The sequence below is a fragment of the Pseudomonas sp. GW821-FHT03E01 genome (genome assembly GCF_059420765.1).
In genome coordinates this window covers 162,134-185,484 of record NZ_JBWKUI010000010.1, presented here as the reverse complement: position 1 = coordinate 185,484, position 23,351 = coordinate 162,134, and the positions used below count along the sequence as shown (strand labels likewise).

22 protein-coding genes are annotated in these 23,351 nt (G+C 61.0%); 11 read left to right on the top strand and 11 right to left on the bottom strand.

Translation table 11 applies throughout. The features are described from left to right. Positions 1–61: 61 nt before the first annotated feature. Positions 62–994, bottom strand: a complete 933-nt coding sequence (yedA, locus tag AC07VO_RS18405; RefSeq protein WP_086945928.1) for a drug/metabolite exporter YedA — start codon at positions 992–994, stop codon at positions 62–64. A 164-nt stretch (positions 995–1,158) separates the two neighbouring features. Between yedA and AC07VO_RS18400 the strand changes: the two genes are divergently transcribed. Further along, entirely contained in the window at positions 1,159–1,605 is a 447-nt protein-coding gene (locus AC07VO_RS18400; RefSeq protein WP_018925785.1) for an Lrp/AsnC family transcriptional regulator, read from the top strand. Between the two features lie 131 nt (positions 1,606–1,736). On the opposite strand, the gene AC07VO_RS18395 is transcribed toward AC07VO_RS18400, so the two are convergent. The 3 genes from AC07VO_RS18395 to AC07VO_RS18385 all read right to left on the bottom strand — a co-directional run bounded on the left by AC07VO_RS18395 (position 1,737) and on the right by AC07VO_RS18385 (position 3,876). Continuing rightward, entirely contained in the window at positions 1,737–2,348 is a 612-nt protein-coding gene (locus AC07VO_RS18395) for a 3'-5' exonuclease (protein WP_018925784.1), read from the bottom strand. 22 nt (positions 2,349–2,370) lie between these two features. Next, positions 2,371–2,850, bottom strand: coding sequence for a LabA-like NYN domain-containing protein (locus AC07VO_RS18390; protein ID WP_018925783.1), 480 nt, complete (start codon positions 2,848–2,850; stop codon positions 2,371–2,373). 252 nt (positions 2,851–3,102) lie between these two features. Beyond that, the gene (locus AC07VO_RS18385; RefSeq protein ID WP_028938848.1) at positions 3,103–3,876 is read right to left on the bottom strand and encodes a DUF2076 domain-containing protein; all 774 of its coding nucleotides are present in this window, start codon (positions 3,874–3,876) and stop codon (positions 3,103–3,105) included. Between the two features lie 177 nt (positions 3,877–4,053). Between AC07VO_RS18385 and AC07VO_RS18380 the strand changes: the two genes are divergently transcribed. Both AC07VO_RS18380 and AC07VO_RS18375 read left to right on the top strand, forming a co-directional pair. Next, the gene (locus tag AC07VO_RS18380; RefSeq protein WP_064620561.1) at positions 4,054–4,728 is read left to right on the top strand and encodes a YciC family protein; all 675 of its coding nucleotides are present in this window, start codon (positions 4,054–4,056) and stop codon (positions 4,726–4,728) included. Between the two features lie 74 nt (positions 4,729–4,802). Next, a complete protein-coding gene (locus AC07VO_RS18375; RefSeq protein WP_086945929.1) occupies positions 4,803–5,882 on the top strand; it encodes an endonuclease/exonuclease/phosphatase family protein in 1,080 nt (359 codons plus the stop codon). A gap of 149 nt (positions 5,883–6,031) precedes the next feature. Here AC07VO_RS18375 and hrpB read toward each other — a convergent pair whose 3' ends face one another. Then, positions 6,032–8,548 carry an ATP-dependent helicase HrpB gene (hrpB, locus tag AC07VO_RS18370; protein WP_086945930.1) on the bottom strand — a complete coding sequence of 839 codons (2,517 nt, stop codon included), beginning with the start codon at positions 8,546–8,548 and terminating at the stop codon, positions 6,032–6,034. 97 nt (positions 8,549–8,645) lie between these two features. Here hrpB and pmcY point away from each other — a divergent pair, with 97 nt between their 5' ends. Continuing rightward, the gene (gene pmcY, locus AC07VO_RS18365; RefSeq protein WP_018925778.1) at positions 8,646–9,065 is read left to right on the top strand and encodes a periplasmic Zn2+ metallochaperone PmcY; all 420 of its coding nucleotides are present in this window, start codon (positions 8,646–8,648) and stop codon (positions 9,063–9,065) included. 29 nt (positions 9,066–9,094) lie between these two features. After that, positions 9,095–9,991 (top strand): cation diffusion facilitator family transporter, encoded by an 897-nt coding sequence (locus tag AC07VO_RS18360; RefSeq protein WP_018925777.1) that lies wholly within the window; start codon positions 9,095–9,097, stop codon positions 9,989–9,991. Here AC07VO_RS18360 and AC07VO_RS18355 read toward each other — a convergent pair. Beyond that, on the bottom strand, positions 9,985–11,082 hold the full coding sequence (locus AC07VO_RS18355) for a DUF6515 family protein (RefSeq protein ID WP_086945931.1): 1,098 nt from the start codon (positions 11,080–11,082) through the stop codon (positions 9,985–9,987). The genes AC07VO_RS18360 and AC07VO_RS18355 overlap by 7 nt on opposite strands. A 448-nt stretch (positions 11,083–11,530) precedes the next feature. Between AC07VO_RS18355 and AC07VO_RS18350 the strand changes: the two genes are divergently transcribed. Together AC07VO_RS18350 and AC07VO_RS18345 are read left to right on the top strand one after the other, a co-directional pair. Next, positions 11,531–12,010: an Lrp/AsnC family transcriptional regulator gene (locus AC07VO_RS18350; protein WP_007937367.1), complete on the top strand. Its 480-nt coding sequence runs from the start codon at positions 11,531–11,533 to the stop codon at positions 12,008–12,010. Positions 12,011–12,236: 226 nt separating this feature from the next. After that, complete coding sequence (locus AC07VO_RS18345; protein ID WP_007937369.1) at positions 12,237–12,446, top strand: DUF2788 domain-containing protein; 210 nt, start codon at positions 12,237–12,239, stop codon at positions 12,444–12,446. On the opposite strand, the gene AC07VO_RS18340 is transcribed toward AC07VO_RS18345, so the two are convergent. The 4 genes from AC07VO_RS18340 to AC07VO_RS18325 all read right to left on the bottom strand — a co-directional run bounded on the left by AC07VO_RS18340 (position 12,441) and on the right by AC07VO_RS18325 (position 18,876). Then, the gene (locus AC07VO_RS18340; RefSeq protein ID WP_173861150.1) at positions 12,441–13,007 is read right to left on the bottom strand and encodes a pseudouridine synthase; all 567 of its coding nucleotides are present in this window, start codon (positions 13,005–13,007) and stop codon (positions 12,441–12,443) included. The genes AC07VO_RS18345 and AC07VO_RS18340 overlap by 6 nt on opposite strands. Before the next feature lie 146 nt (positions 13,008–13,153). After that, positions 13,154–14,653: an AMP nucleosidase gene (amn, locus tag AC07VO_RS18335; RefSeq protein ID WP_168206186.1), complete on the bottom strand. Its 1,500-nt coding sequence runs from the start codon at positions 14,651–14,653 to the stop codon at positions 13,154–13,156. 118 nt (positions 14,654–14,771) lie between these two features. Next, the gene (locus tag AC07VO_RS18330) at positions 14,772–16,421 is read right to left on the bottom strand and encodes an acyl-CoA dehydrogenase family protein (RefSeq protein ID WP_086945932.1); all 1,650 of its coding nucleotides are present in this window, start codon (positions 16,419–16,421) and stop codon (positions 14,772–14,774) included. Between the two features lie 73 nt (positions 16,422–16,494). Beyond that, positions 16,495–18,876, bottom strand: coding sequence for a hybrid sensor histidine kinase/response regulator (locus AC07VO_RS18325; protein WP_086945933.1), 2,382 nt, complete (start codon positions 18,874–18,876; stop codon positions 16,495–16,497). A gap of 428 nt (positions 18,877–19,304) precedes the next feature. Here AC07VO_RS18325 and AC07VO_RS18320 point away from each other — a divergent pair, with 428 nt between their 5' ends. From AC07VO_RS18320 to AC07VO_RS18305, 4 genes are all read left to right on the top strand, one after another. Next, positions 19,305–20,102, top strand: coding sequence for a hydroxymethylpyrimidine/phosphomethylpyrimidine kinase (locus tag AC07VO_RS18320; protein ID WP_019581334.1), 798 nt, complete (start codon positions 19,305–19,307; stop codon positions 20,100–20,102). Positions 20,103–20,134: 32 nt separating this feature from the next. Continuing rightward, complete coding sequence (gene thiE / locus AC07VO_RS18315; protein WP_018925770.1) at positions 20,135–20,758, top strand: thiamine phosphate synthase; 624 nt, start codon at positions 20,135–20,137, stop codon at positions 20,756–20,758. Between the two features lie 16 nt (positions 20,759–20,774). After that, on the top strand, positions 20,775–22,058 hold the full coding sequence (hemL, locus tag AC07VO_RS18310; protein WP_086945934.1) for a glutamate-1-semialdehyde 2,1-aminomutase: 1,284 nt from the start codon (positions 20,775–20,777) through the stop codon (positions 22,056–22,058). A 224-nt stretch (positions 22,059–22,282) separates the two neighbouring features. Continuing rightward, the gene (locus AC07VO_RS18305; RefSeq protein WP_018925768.1) at positions 22,283–22,837 is read left to right on the top strand and encodes a tetratricopeptide repeat protein; all 555 of its coding nucleotides are present in this window, start codon (positions 22,283–22,285) and stop codon (positions 22,835–22,837) included. Positions 22,838–23,020: 183 nt separating this feature from the next. On the opposite strand, the gene AC07VO_RS18300 is transcribed toward AC07VO_RS18305, so the two are convergent. Then, positions 23,021–23,350, bottom strand: a complete 330-nt coding sequence (locus tag AC07VO_RS18300) for a DUF1820 family protein (protein ID WP_003185742.1) — start codon at positions 23,348–23,350, stop codon at positions 23,021–23,023. Position 23,351 lies beyond the last annotated feature (1 nt).

Sequence of the window (23,351 nt, the reverse complement as noted above, 5' to 3'; positions counted from 1 at the left end):
GTACCGTAGGAAAATTCAGCGCGATTGTGCGAAACAAGTGTGCAATGGCGCGCAGTTTACCCTAATTCGCTCGGGATTCTGTCGGCACCACTACGGCAGGGGCCGACCGATCCGTGCCACGGCGCCACTGCGGCATCCCGATCAACACCACGGCACTGATGATCACCGCCATGGCCAGCGCTTCCTCGACACCGATGGTCTCGCCAACGAATACGATCCCCAGCAACACCGCCACCGCCGGGTTGACGTAGGCATAACTGGTGGCTGCGGCCGGCCGCACGTGTTTCAACAGGTACATGTAGGCGTTGAAGGCGATGATCGAACCGAAGAGGGTCAGGTACGCCAGCGCCGCCCAGCCTTCGATCGGCGGCAGACTTTCCAGACGCTCGCCACTCACCGCACTGCCGATCAGCAACACCACGCCGCCCACCAGCATTTCCACGGCACTGGCCATCGCGCCCTGAGGCAACGGCAAGTGTTTGCTCCACACCGAGCCGAAGGCCCAGGACGCCGCCGCGAACACCAGCAACGCTGCGCCCAACGGGCTCGATTGCAGGTTGGAGCCGAGGTTGAGCATGGCAATACCGATCAGCCCAAGCACAATCCCGGCCCATTCGAGACGGGTATTACGCGCGCCCCAGAAATATCCGCACAACAAGGTAAACAGCGGCACCGTCGCCACCGCCAACGCGGCCACGCCAGAGGCCACGCCCGTGTGTTCGGCGACGCTCACCGCACCGTTACCGCATGTCAGCAGCAAAATCCCGATGATCCCCGCCGCTTTCCACTGTGCCCAGGTCGGCGCCGGCGCCCCGCGCCAGCGCAGGTACGCGTACATCAACGTCCCGGCGAGCACGAAGCGGATACCGGCGAGCAACAACGGCGGCCAGTACTGCACGCCAATGCGAATCACCAGGTAGGTCGACCCCCAAATCACGTACAACGCGAAAAAAGCAGCGATCAGCGGTAAGGAAAAACGGCGTAGACCAGACATGGGCAGCTCGATGAACAAGACAAGGAGAGCCGCTATTCTAGAAAGGCCAACAGCGGAAAATAAGCTACAAAACCTGTTTATAGCGCCGGTACACTTTTCAAAACACGGAGTTCGACGCTATAAACCGTGCTTTCGAAAGTCAGTCATTTTTCAGGTAGGCCACGATGGACAAATACGACCGCATGCTCCTCAGCGCCCTGTTGGAAAACGGTCGTGCGTCCTACGCCGATCTGGCGCGCAAGGTGAACCTGTCCGCTCCGGCGGTGGCCGAACGCGTTGCCAAACTTGAAGCCTGCGGGGTGATCACTGGTTACCAGGCGAAAGTCGACCTGTCCAAAATCGGCCTGCCGATCCAGTGCGTCATCGAACTGCGCCTGAACCAGCACGGTAATCAGAAAACCTACGACGAACTGATCAAAATCCCACAGCTCACCGAATGCCATCGCGTCACCGGCGATCCGTGCGTGATCATGCAAGCGGCGGTGGGCTCGATGCCGGAGCTGGAAGAGTTGATCAACCGGATCGCCACGTTCGGGTTCAGCAAGACCTCGATTGTGTTGTCGAGTGCCATCGAAAAGCGCGTGCCGTTGGGTCAACTGGAGGGGAAATAGTGAGGCGACTGACGCCTTCGCGGGCAAGCCTCGCTCCTACGGTTTTTGAGGCGACCCCAATGTCGGGGCGCCCATAAATCCGTAGGAGCGAGGCTTGCCCGCGAAGAGGCCAGTAGAAACACTACAAGACCTTAAAACCCGCGATACCGCTTCAAATGCTCATTGATCTTCGCCGCCGGTACTTTCTGCAGGCTGCACAACAGATCATGGGACAACTCGCGCAATCCATGCTTTTGCCGCAGCTCTTGCGCCAGATGCGCCGTCAGGTTGGCGGCCATTTCCGCATCGGCCATGGCCCGGTGAGCCTTGCCGGTATTGGGCAGGCTGGCGAAGGTGGTGAGGGTGCCGAGTTTGTGGTTCGGCGCAGCGGGCATCAGGCGGCGGGCGAGTAACAGCGAGCAGGCAAAGTTCTGCAAGCGTGTACGTTTGATTCGCCCAAGCTCGTAGTCCCAGAACTTCTGGTCGAACGCAGCGTTGTGCGCCAGCAGCGGCGTGATGCCGACGAATTCGTTGACCTCGTTCATCACCTGCTCGGCCGAGGGGGCGGTGCGCAGCATGGCGTTGCTGATGCCGGTCAGTTGTTCGATGAACGCCGGCACCCGCACGCCGGCATTCATCAGGCTTTGGTAACGCTCGACGATGCGCCCCTGTTCAAGAATCACCACGGCAATTTCCGTGGCCCGGCAGCTGCTGCTCGGGGAGATCCCGGTGGTTTCAAAGTCGATGACTGCTATGCGTTCCAAACCTGTTTCAACTCCGTAAAAATCAATTCTTGAGCAGCAACGCGCCTTCGATCGGTACGTAACGACTGGCGGCGCGGATCAGCGAGTTGGCCGTCAGGCCCGGCACGCCGTAGGCCACCGCCTGCACACCGTGCTTGGCGATGATGCGCTCCAGCAGCATGTCGAAATCACCGTCGCCAGAGGCCAGCACCACTTCGTCGACATGATCGGCGGCGTCCATGATGTCGAGGGTGATGCCCACGTCCCAGTCGCCTTTGGCCGAACCGTCGCTGCGCTGGATGTAGGGCTTGAGCTTCACGACGAAGCCGAGGTTGCGCAGGATCTGCTGGAACTGCTGCTGTTTGCTGTCGCCACGATCGATCGCATAGGCATAGGCCTCGACGATCTGCCCCTGCTTGCTGACGTCAGCCCACAAAGCGGCGTAGTTGAAGTGGCAACCATAGGCCTGACGCACGGTGTAGTAGAGGTTCTGGACATCGGCGAACACTGCGATTTTTTTCACCGTACATCCTCTCTGCGCGTTGGCGCGCGGGGTCGTGGCGCACAGGCGCGCGGGCTGGATCAGGCTCCAGGCCCGAAAAGTCGCCCAGTATGCCAGCCAGAAGGATTGTTCCGCGAATAATCGGCCGTGTGGCGAGGGAGCTTGTCGGAACGCCGCAGCGTCCCGCTAGGGTGCGAAGCGGCCCCCTTGCTTTGAAACCCAAGGGGCCTGCTACGCAGTCCAGCGGGAGCAAGCTCCCTCGCCACAGATGTGTCAGATGAAGGAGTCGTCGTCATCGCCGCCGAAGAACGATGAACTGTCATCATCGTAATCCGCGTCGGTGAAACCGCCCTGATCGCTGGAGTTGTCAGCCACGCGCTGATCATTGCCCCAACCGCTGCTATCGCTCTGATCGTTGACCTTGGCCGGTTCTTCCTTGATGACTTCAACCACTTCCGGCTGCTGATTGTGATGGAACAGGCTGCTGATGCCTTGCGCCAGCATCACGCCACCGGCCACACCCGCTGCCGTTTTCAATGCACCGCCGAGGAAACCGCTGCCGACAGGCTGTTGCGGTGCGTAATTCTGCTGAGGCGGCGCTCCGAAACTCTGCTGAGCAGGCGGTGCACCGAAGTTTTGCTGCGGCTGCGAGTTGAACGACGGCCGTCCTGGTTCACGCCAGCCGCCATTCGAGGGGGCTGCGCTTTGAGTCGGCGCAGGCTGCGGATCACGGGAAGCGCCGCCGAAAATGCTCGACAAAAAGCCGCCGCTTGGCGCCGGCGCCGCTGTCTGCGCCTTGGCCTGTTGCAGTTCGGCCTGCAATTGCTGCACTTGCTGGGTGAGTTGCTTGTTCTGTTCGTCGAGGCTCTTGATGGCTGCCTCTTGCACCAGAATCGCCTGGGTCATGAAATAGCCCGCCGCTGGCTGGCGAGTCAGGTGTTCCTTGATCCGCGTCTCGGCCTGGGCGTCGCGCGGGGCTGAGTCCGTTTCGGCCTGTTGCAGCCGGGAAAACAGTCCATCGATCAGGGTTTGTTCTTCGCTGTTCATGGCGACCTCGTAGATTGCCGGGAATATCAGTGCCCTCACCCACAGTGGATAAGGTGCTCACCAGTAATGGGGCTGATACAGGATGTTTCAATGACCTTTACCGAACGTTTACGTTTGTGCCCCGAAGGGGTTGATCGGTTAAAGTGAGGCACTGCTTTCAACCTGCGATACCGACTGATGAATTCGTTCGATGTACTGCGTGACTCTCTGTATTTTTTCAAGCGCAATCTGGGCCAGATCGTGCAGCTATGCCTGCCGCTGGTGATTGTCGAGGCGCTGCTGCAACAAGTGGTCGACCGCTCCACCGGGCCGGACAGTTTCGCCGGCATCAGTGTAATTGTCGGCTTGCTGGTGTATCCGCTGTACACCGCCGCGCTGATCCTGTTTCTCGATGCCCGCAGCCGAGGAGAATCGCCGCGTACCCGCGACCTGTTGGCAGCCGCGGCGACCCTGTGGCCGCGCTTCGCCGTGCTGACCGCCCTTAATACCCTGCTGATCCTGATCGGCCTGTCGCTGTATTTCCTGCCGGGCATCTGGCTGATGGTGACGCTGGCGTTCGGCGAGTACCTGTTGGTGCTGCGCGGCCTGGCACCGCTGGCGGCGATGAAGGAAAGCCTGCGCATGACCCGCGGGCATTTCATACGCATTCTGGTGTGCATTCTGTGCGTGATGGGCCCGCTGTGGGTGCTCAAGGGAGCGACGCTGGCGGTTTACCCTGACCCGCAGAACCCGGTGATCTCGCTGCTGATCGACAGCGCCCACAGCTTCCTGCAGCTGTTCACCAGCGTGGTGCTGTTCCGTTTGTTCATGCTGATCGCCGATGCACCCGAGAAATCTGATGAGCGGCTCTGACCGCTCTACCCTTGGGCTTTGGCGCTGCTCTCGGTTATGCTCGGGGTCAATCTTGTAACGCGATAAGCCGAGCTATGCCCCGTCTACTGCGCTACACCCTGCTGGGCCTGCTGATCGCCATCAGCCTGATTGCAATGCTGATCTACAGCCTGACCTGGCGCCCCGACGCCAAGGAAGCGCTGCCGGTCAGTTGCAACGCCCAGGCGCCGACGCTGGTGCCCGGTCAGGCGTTGAAGGTGATGACCTGGAACGTCCAGTATCTGGCCGGCAAGCGCTACGTGTTCTGGAACGACCTGGCCGCAGGAGACGACGAATCCCCTACACCTGAAGACATGGCCTTCAGCCTCGACGAAGTGGCGCGGGTGATTCGCGACGAGCAACCGGACATCGTGCTGTTGCAGGAACTCGATGACGGTGCCAAGGCCAGCGACTACCAGAACCAGTTCAAATTACTTCAGGATCGGGTCACCGACCTGTATCCGTGCACCACTCAGGCCTTCGACTGGAAAGCCGACTTCGTACCTGAACCCCACATCTTCGGCAGCGTTGGCCGGCAATTGGCAACCCTGAGCCGCTACCGGATCGAACACGCCGAACGCCTGCAATTGCCGGTCGCGCCGGCCAATGTCATCAGCCGTCAGTTCAAGCCGAAAGACGCCTTGCTGGTCACGTACCTGGCATTGAACGACGGTGGCCAGATGGCCGTGCTCAACACCCATCTGGACCGCACCAGCCAGCTCGACGATACCTTGCAATCCCAGGTGACCGCCGTGGCCAAGGTGCTCGACAAGTTCGAAAGCCAAGGCACGCCGTGGTTGATCGGTGGAGATTTCAACCTGTTGCCGCTGGGCCAGTATCAACGCCTGCCCGCCGAGCAACGCACGCCCTACTCTGCCGACAGCGCGCTGCATGTGCTGTGGGACAAATACCCGATGATCCCCACCAACAACGAAGCCAGCGGTATCGACCGGGCACAATGGTTGACCCATTACCCGAATGATCCCGGCTTGAACGGGCCGGACCGGACCGTCGACTACCTGTTTTACAGCCCTCGCATCAAACGGGTCGAAGCGCGGGTGCGGCAGGACGATACGTTGCGCATTTCCGATCATTTGCCGGTGATTGCGCGGTTTCTGTTGCCGGCCGTGCCATAAAACACCTGTGGCGAGGGAGCTTGCTCCCGCTCGACTGCGCAGCAGTCGTAAACCGATTGACACCACTCACCTGAAAAATGATGTGACAGAATTTGGGGCTGCTTTGCAGCCCAACGGGAGCAAGCTCCCTCGCCACAAAAATCCGTGCCCTACTTACGAGGCTTAACCCGCGCCGTCGCCTCGGCCACCAGCGGATCATCCGGCCAGTAGTGCTTCGGATACCGCCCCTTCAAATCCTTCTTCACCTCGGCATAGGTGCTGCGCCAGAAGTTCGCCAGGTCCTGCGTCACCTGCACTGGCCGCCGCGCCGGGGACAACAGATGCAGTTTCACCACTTGCCGGCCGCCGGCAATCCGCGGAGTCTCGGCCAAGCCGAACAACTCCTGCAACCGCACCGCCAGAATCGGTGGCTGTTCACTGTAATCCAGACGAATCGATGAACCCGACGGCACACTCAAATGATGCGGCGCCAGCTCATCCAGCCGTTGCGGCAACGGCCACGGCAGCAGGTTGTGAACGATGCTCGACAGGTCCAGATTGGCGAAGTGACTGAGCCGCGAGACTTTCCCCAGATAGGGCATCAGCCAGTGTTCGAGGCTTTTGAGCAATGTTGCGTCGCTGACATCCGGCCATTCGCTCTCGCCTTTACCCGCGAGATCCAACTGCCGCAACAACGCCACCCGCGCCTGCCACTGACGCAGCTCTGGCGTCCAGGGCAACAGCTCCAGACCTTTGCGCCGCACCAGATTCACCAACGCCTGACTGCGAGCACTTTCATCGAGCCCGGTCAGCGGTTCGCGGCTGAGGATCAACTCGCCGACCTTGCGCTGACGCTCGGCCCGCAGCACACCTTCGCGCTCATCCCAATCCAATTGATCGACACACCGCACCTGTTCGGCCAGCACCGAATCAAACAGCGCCGGATCAAAATCCGTCGCCAGATAAATCCGTTCTTCACGCTGGCCCTGACGACTGCCCAGATCGGCGATCACCAGCCACGGTTGCTTCATCAGGCTGTCCGCCTCGGCAAATAGCGCCGCACGACCGTTGGCCAGGCGATACTCCGCGCCACCGGCCCGCCGCTGTTGGGCGACCCGATCGGGATAAGCCAATGCCAGCAGCGCACCGAGCCAACGCGGATGTTCGGGGTCGCTGACCGGCTCCGACGCTTTGCCGCGCAAATAACCGCGATACTGTCGCGCCAGCTGCCGAGCTCGTTGAACACCGCCCTGCGCACCGCGAGCGGCCCGTTCTTCACCGGATAACAGCACCAGTCGGCTGTGCAGGTCCGCGCCAGCACCACGCAAGATATCGCGCTCACCAAGCAGCGCCGCGACATCGCAGGCCATGTCGGCCAGGCCGAGCGCCTGGCCACGCAACAGCAAATGGGCGATTCGTGGATGGGCCGGCAGTTCGGCCATGGCCTGACCGTGACGGGTCAGCGCTTCGCCCTCCAGCGCGCCCAAGCGCTCAAGCAGATCCTGGGCCTGTGCATAAGCCGCCGCCGGAGGAACATCCAGCCAGACCAACTGCCCCGGCGTCACGCCCCAACGACCGAGTTGCAAGGCCAGCCCGGCAAGGTCCGCCGAGAGGATTTCCGCACTGGCGTAAGCCGCCAGTTGCTCGTGTTGATCCTGCGACCACAAGCGATAACACACGCCGGGCTCCAAACGCCCGGCCCGGCCTGCGCGCTGCGTGGCACTGGCTTTGGAAATCCGTTGGGTATCCAGGCGAGTCATGCCGCTGCCGGGGTCGAAGCGCGGCACGCGCGCCAACCCGGCATCGATCACCACGCGCACGCCATTGATGGTCAGGCTGGTTTCGGCGATGTTGGTGGCCAGCACCACTTTGCGCTTGCCCGCAGGCGCCGGGTCAATCGCCGCCCGCTGCGCCGCCAGGTCCAGTTCGCCGTGCAGCGGGCACAGCAATACCGGCGTGCCCTCGCCCAAGGCATCGGCCAATTGTTGATGCACCCGCCGAATTTCCGCCTGCCCCGGCAGGAACACCAGCAGGCTGCCGGCTTCATCGTTCAGCGCGTCGAGGATGGTCTGCACCACCTTTGGCTCGATGAACTCACCGGGCTGAAACGGCCGGCCCCAGCGCATCGCCACCGGGTACATGCGACCTTCGCTGCGCAGGATTGGCGCGTCATCCAGTAACCCGGCCAGGCGTTCGCCTTCCAGGGTTGCCGACATCAAGAGGATCTTCAGCGGTTGATCGTCGCGGAACAGCTCCCGGCCATTCAGGCTCAGGGCCAGCGCCAGGTCGGCATCGAGGCTGCGCTCGTGGAATTCATCGAAAATCAGCAACCCCACGCCTTCCAGCGCCGGGTCATCCTGCAGGCGCCGGGTGAGGATGCCTTCGGTGACCACTTCGATGCGGGTATTGGGGCCGACCTTGCTGTCAAGACGAATGCGATAACCCACGGTTTCGCCGACCTTCTCGCCCAATTCACTGGCCAAGCGCTCCGCCGCCGCCCGCGCTGCCAACCGGCGCGGTTCGAGCATTAGAATGGTCTGCCCGGCCAGCCACGGCTCATCGAGCAAGGCCAACGGCACCCGGGTGGTTTTACCGGCACCGGGCGGTGCTTCGAGCACGGCTTCGTGGCGTGTAGCGAGGGCTTCACGCAGGGCGGGTAAAACTTCATCAATTGGCAAAGAAATCATGCTGGCTCCCAAACAGAGGGCCGAGTATAACGGCGTTCAGCGCGGTCCTAATTCATATCGACGATGCTTCGTTTCCAGATAACCCAGGAGATTTCAAATGCGTGCTCCCTTTCGCTTGATCGGCGGTGTATTGATCGCGTCCTTGCTGACCCAAATGACCGCCTGCGGTTCGATTTTCTACCCGGATCGTCGCGGCCAGATTGACGGCAAGATTGACCCGGCCATTGCCGCGCTGGATGCAGTGGGCCTGCTGTTCTATATCATCCCCGGCCTGATCGCCTTTGCAGTGGACTTCACCACGGGTGCCATTTACTTCGAGCCCGGCCGGACCGCCCAGGTGGCGCCGGAAAAACTCAAGGAAGCCATCGGCGCCGACGGCAAGGTCGATAACCACAAGTTGCAGACTATTCTCGAAAGTGAACTGGGCCGCAGCTTCCCGCTGGACGATCCGCGTCTGATCCAGCACAAGGGCAGCGCCCAGCAACTGGCTATGTTCGGCCTGCAACCGGCTGCATAATTCGTGCATTTGAAGGAACCACAGCACTGATGACGACCCCTACCGACCACGCCCGCCTGCTGCGGCTGGCGACGCGCGCCTCGGTGGCGGTCGCGTGCATATTGATCATCGCCAAAGCCATCGCCTGGTGGCTGAGCGGCTCGGTGAGCATGCTCGCCGGGTTAACCGACTCGGCACTCGACGGCATTAGCTCGCTGCTCAACCTGATGGCCGTGCATTACGCCTTGCGCCCGGCCGACGATGATCATCGATATGGGCACGGCAAGGCCGAATCACTGGCGGGCATGGCTCAGGCGCTGTTCATTGGTGGCAGTGCCGTGCTGATTTCCCTGCAGGCGATCGAACGGTTGAAACATCCGGAACCGATAGGCGCAGCGTGGCTCAGTATCGGGGTGATTGTGTTCTCCCTCGTCCTGACCGTGGCCCTGCTGATGTTGCAGCACCGGGTAATCAAGGCTACCGGCTCCAACGCGGTGAGCGCCGACTCCTTGCATTACCGCTCGGACCTGCTGCTCAACGGCGGCATTCTCGTAGCGCTGGTGCTGGCAGGGTTTGGCTGGCAGCAAGTCGACCCGTGGTTCGGCCTGGGGATCGCTGCTTACATCCTCTGGAGCGCGATTCAAATCGCCCGGGATAGTTTTGCAGTGCTGATGGATGAAGAATTGCCGACCGATGTCAGCCAGCACATGCTCGAACTGGCCTGCAGCGTACCCGGCGTTCTGGGTGCCCACGACTTGCGCACGCGGATTTCCGGCAACCAGTGGTTCGTGCAATTGCATCTGGAATTGCCGGGGGACTTGACCCTGTCAGTCGCCCACGGCATCAGCGATCAAGCCGCCGATGCGATTCATGCCGTCTACCCGCGAGCCGAAGTGCTGGTGCACGCCGACCCGCAGGAAGTGGTAAAGACCGCCAAGGCTCAGTAACTCACCTGATAACCGCGACTGCTCAGGCAGTTGCCCTGGGCCTGTCGGTAAACTTGCACCACCGACGGATCCGGTCGGTAGGTGGCAGTACGTGGATCGAAACCGCTCTGTTGCACGGCCCAGCGATAACATTCATAAGCGTCCCGGCTGACTTCCTCCGGCGACTGGCCGTTGGCCGGATACGCCACCACGTCATAACCATTGCTCACCGGTGGCGGCTGCACAGGAGGGTCGACCACGACGTAATCCTGAGTGTTCTCCTGATAGGCGTAATATGCGCCGGCCGCCAGGAACAACAGCGTGCCGCCGATCCACACTTCACGGGCGTAATCGGGCAAGTAGCTGACGCGAATCCCGCGAGGCGGCTGAACCACCACATAACGCGGGCCTTGCGGGCGATACCAGTAGCCACCGGAATAGAAATAATCCTGGCCACGATACGGCACGCGGAAGTGACGCTCCTCCGGGAAGCGGTCGATCACGTACCCAGGACGATACTGCGGGCCGGGGCCCCAGCCTGTGCCGTGCCCCTCCGGACGACCGGGCCAGCGACGGTCATCGTGACGCGGCTCCCGCCCCCCGGTCTGCCATGGCTGGTTGTGATTGTTACGCCACGGTTCGTCCTGATAGTAGCCACGCCGCGGTTCCTGGGTCTGGCGCACGGTATCGGGCCGACTCTGGATTGGCAGATTATTACTCGGTTGTTGCGGCGCTCGCTCCTGAACGTTTGGATCGTGTAGCGGACGGTTCTGCCACTGGCCACCCTGAACGCTGGAGTCGTGCGGCGTACGGTTCTGCCACTGGCCGCCCTGATTGTTGGACTCGTGCGGCGCCCGGTTCTGCCACTGGCCACCCTGATTCTGGTCGTGGCGCTCAAATTGGCGGCTGTTGTCGCCACGAATGATTTCGGTGTTCTGCGGGTGTGGCTGATTGCTGCCGCCACGGCCCTGGCCCTGTTCATTGCCCCGATGATCAGGCCCACGCTGCCCGCCATCGGGGCCGCGGTTCTGTGGTTCATCGGCAAGCGATTGTGCAGTGACACTTACACACAGCAAACCAACACCGGCCAAACGCCAGATGCGCGATTTCATGCTTTTCCTCACGGCGGGTTAGGGCCTGTACGTAAGACTGGGAAAGCGCAGGCCGGTTCTGCAACAGGTTATCAGTCACGTAACTTTTTTATTGAGCGGCTTTTTATTAAGGGCATGCCAAATTGCGGGCAAGAAAAAAGGGAGACCCGTCGGCCTCCCTTTGAGAACTTCGTCCGTGCTCGACGCTTATGACGTCGGCTCACCTCACGCCGTCTTCTGGACAGTGTGTAGCTCGGGGGCCGACGCATCCCCGGTGGGGGTGGCGACCGCAGCTGGCCTGATTGGGCGAGCCGCACTGGACTGTTTGTCCGAGCAGTGATTCTGGTGATAAGAATAGGCCCGGAGCACCGACAGAGGATTGCGAAGATTGCTCAAATAAACATCACTTGCGCAATTTTTAACTCAGGATAGATAATCTGCCGCAATAGTTATGACAAAGGCCTGATTGATGAGCAAACTCGACCGATACGACCTGAGTATTTTGGCGGAATTACAGCGCGACGCGCGCATCTCCAATCAGGAGCTGGCCGAACGCATCGGCCTGTCGCCTTCGCCTTGCTCGCGACGGGTCAAGCAACTGGAAGACGACGGCTACATCTCCCGCCAGGTCGCCTTGCTGGACCGCAAGATGCTCGGCCTGAGCCTGACCGCCTACGTGCTGATCGGCATGGACCGCCATACACCCGAGCGTTTCGAGAACTTCGAAGCCGCCATTCGCACATTACCGCAAGTGCTGGAATGCAGCCTGGTGACCGGGATGGATGCGGATTATCAGCTCAAGGTGGTGGTGCCGGACATGGATCACTATCAGAAGCTGCTGCTGGGGCATCTGACCCGGATTGAAGGGGTGACGAGTGTACGGTCGAGTTTCGTGTTGAACCAGGTGCTTAACAGCACGGAGTTGCCTTTAACTCATTTGCGCAGCTGAGAATGCTTTGTGGCGAGGGAGCTTGCTCCCGCTCGGCTGCGAAGCAGTCGCAAAACCAGTGAACGCAGTGTGCCAGATTAAACCCGGTCGCTGATTTTGGAGCCGCTTCGCGCCCCAGCGGGAGCAAGCTCCCTCGCCACAATCCGACGCAGGTCAATACCCCGCCAATCCCCCTTGGCGTATACTCCTCCCGCCTTTTTAGCCCCGCCCGCGCTGGAGATGTTCAATGGATCCTGCTGTTTTCGAAGAGTGGATGATGACTGGCCTGGTCAGCATCCTGATCATTTTCATGGGTTTCATCGTCTGGGATCTGGCAAAAAAATCCAAAGCCGGACGCTTCGGCTCGTTCATTCTGTTCTTTGTGCTGGGGTTGGGTGTGGCCGCATTCGTGATCAAAAGCGTGGTCATCGGCCTGATCGAATCCGGCACGCTATAAACGCGCCGGCACTTCCTTCCACTGTCCCTGATCGAGCCCTTCGATCGACCAGTCACCGATTTTGACCCGCACCAGGCGCAACGTCGGCAAGCCGACCGCCGCGGTCATGCGCCGCACCTGACGGTTGCGCCCCTCGCGAATCACCAATTCCAGCCAACTCGTCGGCACGCTTTTGCGAAAGCGCACCGGCGGGTTGCGTGGCCACAGTTGCGGCTCATCCAGTTGTCGCGCTTCGGCCGGCAAGGTCATACCATCGTTCAGCTCGACGCCCTCGCGCAAGCGCTGCAACTGCTCGGCGGTTGGCTCGCCTTCCACTTGCACCCAGTAAGTCTTGGCCAATTTGTGTTTCGGGTCGGCAATCCGCGCCTGCAGCTGGCCGTCGTTGGTCAGCAGCAACAAGCCTTCGCTGTCGCGGTCCAGCCGTCCTGCCGGGTAAATCCCCGGAATCTCGATAAAGTCCTTGAGCGTCGCCCGCCCTTCGCCGTCGCTGAATTGCGTCAGCACATCGAAAGGTTTGTTGAACAGAATCAGCTTCGGCTCGGCCGGGGGCGCTTTGGCGATACGGCGCGGGGCGGAAGAAGATGACACAGGCTTCACGCCAGGGCGGCGGGAAACGGGACGTTGAGGACGGGACATGGCGAGAAGAACATCTAACGGTCAGGGCTGCTAATGCTAGTGCCCCAACCGTCAAATGACCATGAGAACAATCAGCGGAACGGCGGCTCGTCGAAGCTGCGCAGTTTGCGTGAGTGCAGCGAGTTGAGCTCGGTGCGCAACAGATCCACCGCCTCGATGCCGATCTTCAAGTGCTGGCTGACCGCGCGCTCATAGAACGCGTTGGCCGACCCCGGCAGTTTAATTTCGCTGTGCAGCGGTTTATCCGACACACAGAGCAACGTGCCATAGGGCACCCGCAAGCGATAACCCTGGGCCGCAATCGTGCCGCTTTCCATGTCCACCGCCACGGCGCGGGACAGGTTGATCAGCGGACGCTCCTGCGCCCAGCGCAGCTCCCAGTTACGGTCGTCGTAGGTCAACACGGTGCCGGTACGCAGGCGTTTCTTCAGTTCGTCGCCCTTCTCACCGGTGATGTTGGCCGCCGCTTGCTGCAACGCCAACTGCACTTCGGCCAAGGCCGGAATCGGAATGTTCGGTGGCACCACCCGGTCGAGAATCCCGTCGCGACGCATGTAAGCGTGTGCCAGCACGTAATCGCCAATGGTCTGCGACTGACGCAAGCCGCCGCAGTGGCCGATCATCAGCCAGCAATGCGGACGCAGCACGGCCAAATGGTCGGTGATGTTCTTGGCGTTGGACGGGCCGACGCCGATGTTCACCAAGGTCACGCCATGGCCGTCGCTGGCGATCAGGTGATAGGCCGGCATCTGGTAACGATGCCAGACCACGCCAGCGGCAATCGCCGAGGCTTCGCCGTGGTCCATGCCCTTTTCGATGATCACGTTGCCCGGCAACACCATGCGTACAAAACGCGGGTCTTTGCGCAGTTGTTCCAGGCCATGAACGATGAACTGGTCGACGTAACGGTGGTAGTTGGTCAGCAGAATCCACGGCTGCACATGCCGCCAGTCGCTGCCGGTGTAGTGCACCAGTCGGCGCAGGGAGAAGTCCACCCGCGCGGCATCGAACAGGGCCAATGGCAGCGGATCGGTGTTTTCCCAATCGTACAAGCCATCAGCGATGCCATCGGTGGCGGCCGACAGATCCGTACTCGGGAACACCCGCGCCAGTACCGCCGCCGTAACGCCAGAGCCGGCCAGTTCATCGCCCTGCTCGACCACATACGGATAAGGAATGTTTTGCTGGCTGACGCCGACTTCCACGGTCACGGTGAAGTCGTGCATCAACGGAACGAGTTGCTCCAGCAGGTATTTGCGAAAGGCTGCCGGATGAGTGACGGTGACGCTGTAGGTCCCCGGCAATTGAACCTTGGCATAGGCGCGAGTGGTCTGTGGGACTTCGCCCTGGCAGAGGTAGGTCAGACGCAACTCGGGATAACGAAACAGGGCACGCTGTTCAGCGTCCGGCTCGACGCGATCCTTGAGATAACGCTTGAGCGCTTGATTCAGCGCTGTGGTTGCACGCTCGTGCAAGACAGCAAGCCGATCAACGGCTTGCTCGGCGGTTTGAACGACAATAAACGCTTCGGTCACGATCAGCTTCCTGTGTTCTGGCTTGCAGACCTTCATCTTGCCTGCATCATCGCTTCACGGGAACAGTGAAAAAAGATCGTAGCCTTCGGCAACTCCTACAGAGGGTCGTCGTACACCTGTAAGAGGCTGCCGAAGGCTGCGATCTTTTCGCCCTTCAGAAGCCCTGCGGTGTCGAGCGGGCCACAATCGCTTCCACATCCAGCCCTCGCGGCAACGTTCCATACACCCGACCGGCCGAACCGAGGCGGCTGGCGATGAACGCATCACTGACCGCCGCATTACCCGCCTCCAGCAACAGCCTGGCCTGAAGCCCCAAGGCGATGTCTTCGGTGAGCTGGCGGGCGCGGTATTGAATGTCGTCGGTGTCCTTGAACGCCTTCTGCAACTGGCCGATGTGTGTGGCCAGGCGTTTGTCGCCATGGCCATCGCCCAACTCGTTGAACAGCACATCGAGCACGCCCGGTTCTTTCGACAACGCGCGCAACACGTCGAGACATTGCACGTTGCCGGAACCTTCCCACGTCGAGTTGACCGGTGCCTCACGGTACAGTCGCGGCAAGATGCTTTCTTCGACGTAACCGGCGCCGCCCATGCATTCGGCCGCTTCGTTGATCATCGCGGGCGCGCGTTTGCAGATCCAGTACTTGCCCACTGCCGTCACCAATCGAGCGAATTTCGCTTCGTGGTCGTCATCCAGATGATCCAGCGCTCGCCCCATGCGCAGGCTCAACGCCAGGGCGGCTTCGCTTTCCAGGGCCAGGTCGGCCAGCACGTTTTGCATCAAGGGTTGTTCGCTGAGCAACTTGCCACCGACCTGGCGGTGGGCGCAGTGATGGCTGGCCTGGGTCAGGGCCTGGCGCATCAGCGCGCTGGAGCCGACCATGCAATCGAAACGGGTCATGGCGACCATTTCGATAATGGTCGGAACGCCCCGGCCCTCTTCGCCGACCATCCAGGCCAGGGCGCCACGGAACTCCACCTCGCTGGAGGCGTTGGACCAGTTGCCGAGTTTGTTTTTCAGCCGCTGTATGTAGAACTGATTGCGCGTGTCATCCGGACGATGACGCGGCAGCAGGAAACAGGTCAGCCCTTTGTCGGTCTGGGCCAGGGTCAGGAAGGCGTCACACATTGGCGCCGAGCAGAACCACTTGTGGCCCACCAGTTCATACGCCTGGCCCGGCCCACCGCCCCCCACCGGAAACGCCTTGGTGGTGTTGGCCCGCACATCGGTGCCGCCCTGTTTCTCGGTCATCGCCATGCCGATGGTGACTCCGGCCTTATGGGCCATACCGACATTGCGCGGGTCGTACTCGGTGGCGAGGATTTTCGGCAGCCATTGCCGGGCCAGATCCGGTTGCAGGCGCATCGCCGGGACGCTGGCGAAAGTCATGGTCAACGGGCAACCGCTACCGGCCTCTGCCTGACTGTGCAAATACGTCATGGACGCGCGAGCCACATGAGCGCCCGGTTGCGGATCGGTCCAGGGCAACCCTGTCAGGCCATGCTCCACCGCCGTGTGCATCAACTGGTGATAAGCCGGGTGAAACTCCACCAGGTCGATGCGATGGCCGTAACGGTCATGGCTGACGAACACGGGTTTGTTTTGATTGGCCGCAAACCCGGCCTCCATCAGCGGCCCGCCGGCCAATGCGCCGTAAGCGTCGATCCGCGACTCGGCCCAACCGGCATCGAACCGTCGCGACCATTCCTGCAAAGGCAGGTCGATGCGATAGAGGTTGATGCCATCCAGCGACGGTGGCTGGTTGGTGACTTCGTGGGTTTCGGCGAACTGATGCAGGTTCATGACGGGACTCCTTTGGTCAGCCAAGGGCTTCAGTTAAGCACCGCCCCGAGGCTGAACAAAGTGGCATATCTGCCTAAATGTCGGCGCTTTCGCCTTGTCCAGAACAGAGCACCCGTCGATAGAGCGCGGCCTGCAAGTCCTCGAATTTCACCGGTTTGTTCAGGTAGTCGACCACGGTGTCGCTCGGGCAGTGCACTCGGTCCGCACTCAGGGCAATCATGAACACGGGTAATTCGGCGCAACCCGGCAACGCACGGATCCGGCGGCAGATGGAGGCGCTGTCCACTGGCGGCAACTGGCAATCGAGCAATACAGCGTCAACGGCTTCACATTGCAATTGATCGAGCGCAGCAAGGCCATTGTCAGCGGTGCGTACCCGGAACCCGAGCTTGAGCAACATGCCGCGCATCACCAATTGATTGATGCTGTTGTCATCGACCAGCAATACCGTGCACTCCTGGGGCAAGCGCAGGCCGGTGGTCTGCCGGGTGATCGAGGGAGCAGGCTCCACCAACGACAGCTCGAATTCGACGTCCAGCTGGAAGCGGCTTCCACGGCCTGGTTCGGAACGGTGGCTCAGGCGCCCCCCGAGCAATTCGACCAACTGCCGACAGATCGCCAGGCCAACGCCAAGACCGCCATATTCACGGGTCATCGAGCCGTCGAGCTGGAAGAAGCGCTGGTACAGCGTCGCCTCCCCCAGATCGGTAAAACCGATGCCGGTGTCGATCACCGCAAAAGACAGCGCCAGCCGACCGGGCTCCGCCGCCGGTTTACCCGTCACCCGCAGCGCCAGACCACCGACTCGGGTGAATTTGATTGCGTTGTCCAGCAAGCATTCCAGGCATTGCACCAGCTTGCCGCTGTCGCCGAACAAACGATCCGGCAACCCGGGTGCTACCTCGACCTTGAAGTCCAGCGACTTGCTCGACGCATTGCCATCGAACTGCCCGCGCAAAGACTCGACCATACTGCGCAAGCTGAACGTGTCCGGATAGACCTTGAGCTTGCCGGCCTGCAATTCGGTCAGGGTGAGGATGCCGTTGACCATGCGCATCATGTCCCGCGCCGAACCTGCCGCCGTTTGCTGATACTGCTCCAGCTCTGGGTTCATCTCGACGGTCTGCATCAGCTCCAGCGAACCGATCACACCGTTCATGGGCGTGCGCAGTTCGTGGGTCAACGTGGCGAGGAATTCGTCCTTGAGCCTATTGCTGTGAGCCAGTTGCTGGTTCAGCACCTCAAGCTTCTGGCCGGCGTCGAACAACGTCTGTGCCTGATGCTCGCGCATGGCGTTGATACGATCAGCCAGGGCCAGGGACAGCAACGCCACTTCAAGCGCCGAGCCGATCTGGCTGGCGTACATGGTGAGGAACACGTTGGGCAAATACCCCAACACCATCATCGTGTTGACGACGCCACCGAGCAAAAATGCCGACCAGGCAATGATGAAGTAGCGCGCCACCCTCAAGCCACGCCACCAGGCGAAAACCCCGGCAGCGAAAATCGCTACGGTAAAGACCAGTGCCAACGCCGTCGCCAGACGCAGGGCCAGGGCGTAACTGGTCATCAGAGATAACCCGACCACCAGCGTACTGAACGCGATCAGCGCCAATAGCACACGGTCCAGCCAGCGGCTGTGGGTGGCCGTCCGCAGGAAGCTGCGGGCGAACTGGCTGCCGAACAACCCTGAACAGCCGATGAAGAACGGCGTCGCGGCATTGGCCCACCACGGATTGTTCGGCCAGAAATACTCCACGGCCGCACCGTTCACCGACAGCTGATACAAGCCGAACGAGGCGATGTAGACGATGTAATAGAGGTAACTGGTATCGCGCACACTGAGGAAGATGAACAGGTTGTAGACCAGCATCCCCAGCAACACGCCGTAAATCAGCCCCAGCACATAAAGCCGCACCGGCTGCTCTTCAAGGTAAGCAGTGCTCGACCACAAGGTGACGGGCGCCTGGATCGAGCCTTCGCTTTGCAGACGCAGGTACACGGTTTGCGCCTGCCCGGGCGCAAAGCTCAGACCGAACAGATAGTTGTTCTGACGAATTTCGCGAGTGGCGAACGGCAACGCATCGCCCGTCTGTCGGACCAATTGATAGTCGCCGCCAGCATCGGGCAAGTACAAATCAAGGTGATCGAGGGGTGGATAGGCCAATTCCAGCAGCCAGGTCCGTTGCGCCGACGGATTGGTCGGACGGTATTGCAGGTCGATTTTCAGCCAGAACGCCGAACGCGAATAGCCGGCGTTGAGGGTGGCTTTATCGTGGGGTTTGAAGTGCCCGGCCGCGGCTTGCGCACGGACATCGGCAATGGTCGCTTGACCGCCCGGGTCTTCATAAACCTGCATCGTTCGGCCCAGGGGAAGGCTCTGGGTGAACTCGTCGAACTCGACGGCGCTCGCCAGGAGGGGCAAGCACAACAGCAACATCAGCAAATAGCGCATTTAAGCCCCAGCGTGGCCTGTCCGGTTCTGTCAGGAAGCCCCCCATTCCTTTTGAGTAGACGTAAAACCGGTATTACCTGTTATTGGTTTGGATCCACTCTAGCATAGCCGTTAGTGGCCATTGAACACCATTGAATTTTTTCCTAAAAAGGCTCTAGCACGGGCGTTCCAGCGCTATGTATTGAGCTAGAGCTGTTGGCTTGATCAGGATGCGACAATGTCCCGGCGAGTGATGAACACCTGTGGCGAGGGGGCTTGCCCCCGTTCGGCTGCGAAGCAGTCGTAAATCTGCCGACGCGGTGTTCCAGACAGAAGGCAAAGGGGGCGCTTCGCACCCCAACGGGGGCAAGCCCCCTCGCCCACAATGTATCGGCCGGACTGGACGTCGCAACACCCGAAAAACATGTTTGGTGGTAAGCTCGCGCACCATGAATATCTACAGCTCTCGCCCCGTTGTCCTCTGTCTCTCCGGCCACGACCCTAGTGGTGGCGCCGGCTTGCAGGCAGATATCGAAGCCCTGCTTGCCCAGGGTTGCCATGCGGCTCCGGCCGTCACCGCCCTGACCGTGCAAGACACAGTCAACGTCACTGACTTCCGCGTGCTCGATCGCGAGTGGGTACTGGCCCAGGCCAATGCCGTGCTCAACGACTCCGAAGTCGCCGCCGTCAAGCTGGGCATGCTCGGTTCCCTGGAAATGGTCGACACCGTGGTCGAACTGCTTTCAGCGCACCCGCATTTGCCAGTGGTCTGCGACCCGGTGCTGCGTGCCGGCGGTGGCGGACGACTGGGCAAGGACGAAGTCGGCTACGCCATGCGCGAACGCTTGCTGCCGTTGTCGATCATCGCCACCCCTAACCTTCCCGAAGCCCGCATCCTCGCCGAACTGCCCGAAGGCACCGCCGACGAGTGCGCGGAAAAACTCCTGCCATTCGTCAAACACCTGCTGATCACCGGCGGCCATGGCGACGAACACGAAATCCACAACCGCCTGTACAGCCGCGACGGTCGCCGCGAAACCTTTACCTGCCAGCGCCTGCCCGGCAGTTATCACGGTTCCGGTTGCACGCTGGCCAGCGCCCTCGCCGGTCGCCTGGCCCAGGGTGAACACCTCGCCAGTGCCGTACAGAGCGCGCTTGACTACACTTGGCGCACCCTGCGAGATGCGGAACAGCTGGGCAAAGGCCAGTTCGTGCCCCGCCGCCTGCCGCTGGATTTCTGTTCGTAACTTTCGATGCGTAAAGCGCAGAGGCTTGTCCGATGAAACTACGTGGCCTGTACGCCATTACCGACAGCCAGCTACTGGCCGGTAAATTTCTTTCGTACGTGGAGGCGGCGCTCGAAGGCGGCGTCACCCTGCTGCAATACCGCGACAAAAGCAGCGACGAGGCCCGCCGCCTGCGCGAGGCCGAAGCCCTGCGCGATCTGTGCGATCGCTACAAGACCCAGCTGATCATCAACGACGACGCCGAACTGGCCGCGCGACTGAATGTCGGCGTGCACCTGGGCCAGACTGATGGCCCACTGATGCCGGTGCGAGCACTGCTCGGGCGTCAGGCGATCATCGGCTCGACCTGCCACGCGCAACTCGAACTCGCCGAACAAGCCGCCAAGGAAGGCGCCAGTTACGTCGCCTTCGGCCGCTTCTTCAATTCCAACACCAAGCCTGGCGCCCCGACATGCAGCCTCGACTTGCTTGATCAGGCCCGCAGCAAACTGCACCTGCCGATCTGTGCGATCGGCGGCATCACCCTGGACAACGCCGCCCCGCTGGTGGCCCACGGCGTCGATCTGCTGGCGGTGGTGCATGGCCTGTTCGGCGCCGAGAGCACGGCTGAAGTGACGCGTCGCGCCCGCGCCTTTAACGAATTGTTCAAATCCTGATTTTGAGAGCCAAATAATGTCTCGTTCCGAAACCCTGTTTGCCAATGCCCAGAAACACATCCCCGGAGGCGTGAACTCGCCTGTTCGTGCGTTCAAGAGCGTTGGCGGCACGCCGTTGTTCTTCAAACACGCCGAAGGCGCCTACGTCACCGACGAAGACGACAAGCGCTATGTGGATTACGTCGGTTCCTGGGGCCCGATGATTCTCGGCCATAGCCACCCGGACGTGCTGGACGCGGTGCGCAAACAGCTTGAGCACGGACTGTCCTACGGCGCCCCGACCGCGATGGAAACCGAGATGGCCGATCTGGTCTGCTCGATCGTGCCATCGATGGAAATGGTGCGCATGGTCAGCTCCGGCACCGAAGCGACCATGAGTGCGATCCGTCTGGCCCGTGGTTTCACCGGTCGCGACAGCATCATCAAATTCGAAGGCTGCTACCACGGTCACTCTGACAGCCTGCTGGTCAAGGCCGGTTCCGGCGCCCTGACCCAAGGCGTACCGAGCTCGGCCGGTGTACCGGCGGCGTTCGCCAAACACACCCTGACCCTGCCGTTCAACGACATCGACGCAGTAGAAGCCATGCTCGCCGAAGTCGGCCAGGACGTGGCGTGCATCATCGTCGAACCGGTGGCCGGCAACATGAACTGCGTACCGCCGGCACCGGGTTTCCTCGAAGGCCTGCGGACCCTGTGCGACAAGCACGGCGTGGTGCTGATTTTCGACGAAGTGATGACCGGTTTCCGTGTCGCCCTCGGCGGTGCCCAAGCCTTTTACGGCGTAACACCGGACCTGAGCACCTTCGGCAAGATCATCGGTGGCGGCATGCCCGTGGGCTGCTTCGGCGGCAAACGCAAAATCATGGAACACATCGCGCCACTGGGCCCGGTCTACCAGGCCGGTACGTTATCGGGTAACCCGCTGGCGATGGCGGCTGGCCTGACCACGCTGCGTCTGATCAGTCGTCCGGGCTTCCACGCCGAGCTGAGCGACTACACCAGCCGCCTGCTCGATGGCCTGCAACAGCGCGCCGATGCCGCTGGCATTCCGTTCGTGACCACTCAGGCCGGCGGCATGTTCGGTCTGTACTTCAGCGGCGCCGACGACATCGTCACCTTCGATGACGTGATGGCCAGCGATGCGAACCTGTTCGGGCGCTTCTTCCACCTGATGCTCGAAGGCGGCGTGTACCTGGCGCCGAGCGCCTTCGAAGCCGGCTTCACCTCGATCGCCCACGGCGAAACCGAGTTGAAACTGACGCTGGACGCCGCCGAACGTGCCTTCGCCGCACTGAAGTAAATCTGCGACGCTGACGTTGGCGATTGCCAGCGTCAGCTTTCACCTACATCCGCTCCCTTTTTCCTGCTCAGCTGCCAATAATCCCCCGCAAAGTGGGTGATATAGTCCCCGCGCAGCAGAAAAACGAGTAAAGACTTTGTAAGGTTGGCCCTGCTTATTTCATAATGCGCGCTTATTGGATCCCTCGACGGGTCCGCGCGCCCCTCAGAGGTAAGTCGATTCCCATGAACCGCACCGGCCGCACCCTTGCATTGGGCTGCCTGTTGCTCCTTCAGCCCCTGCTCGCGCTCGCACAAGCAGGCGGCAACTCGTTGTTGATCCCGGCGATGGGTCGCTGCACCCTCAATACTCAGCCGCAAGACCTGACGCAAGCGCTCGCCGCCTGCCAGAAAGCGTCGGATGAAGGGGATGCGCAAGCGCAATACGAGTTGGGTGAGTTCTACTACGAAGGCAAGAACGTGCCGCGCGACCTCAATAAAGCCCTGAGCTACTTCGAAAAGGCCTCGCTGCAAGGTCATGCCCAGGCGCAATTCAAACTCGGCACCATGTTCTTCCATGGCGAAGGTGTACCGGCCAATAACATTCAGGCGTATATCGTGCTGAAAATGGCTGCGGTCAACGGCGCCGAAGACGCGCTGGACACCGCCGACGAAGTCGCCGAAAAAATGCCCCGCGAAGACCTGGAAGTTGCTACCCAGGTGCTGGGGCAAATTTTCCGTAAATACCTGATGGAATTGCAGAGCGCCGACGGGCGTACGCCGTTTTCGCCACTTCCCTGAATTGAACACGCCCCCCTGTGGCGAGGGAGCTTGCTCCCCGCTCGGCTGCGCAGCAGTCGTAAAACCCAAGAACGCGGTGTGCCAGACTTATCGTGATTGCAGATCTCGGGGCCGCTTCGCGCCCTGGCGGGAGCAAGCTCCCTCGCCACAAAAAGCCATTCTCACCTTAGAAAAACCTGCTGCTTACTTCTCAGGCATCGGCATCGGAAACGGCATGACATTACCGACCGCGCCGCGGGCTTCGCTGATTTTCGGCGTGCCAAGGCGTTCGACCTCGTCGATGCGCACGATCGAATGCATCGGCACAAAACTGCGCACAACGCCTTCGAACTGAGCCTTGAGCTTTTCTTCGCTCGGATCGACGACCACTTGCGTGCGCTCGCCAAAGACGAACTCTTCCACTTCCAGGAAGCCCCACAGATCACTTTGATAGATCTGCTTGGCGTACATTTCGAACACCTGGCCCTGATTGAGGAAAATCACCTTGTAGATTGGAGCTTCACGTTTGGTCATG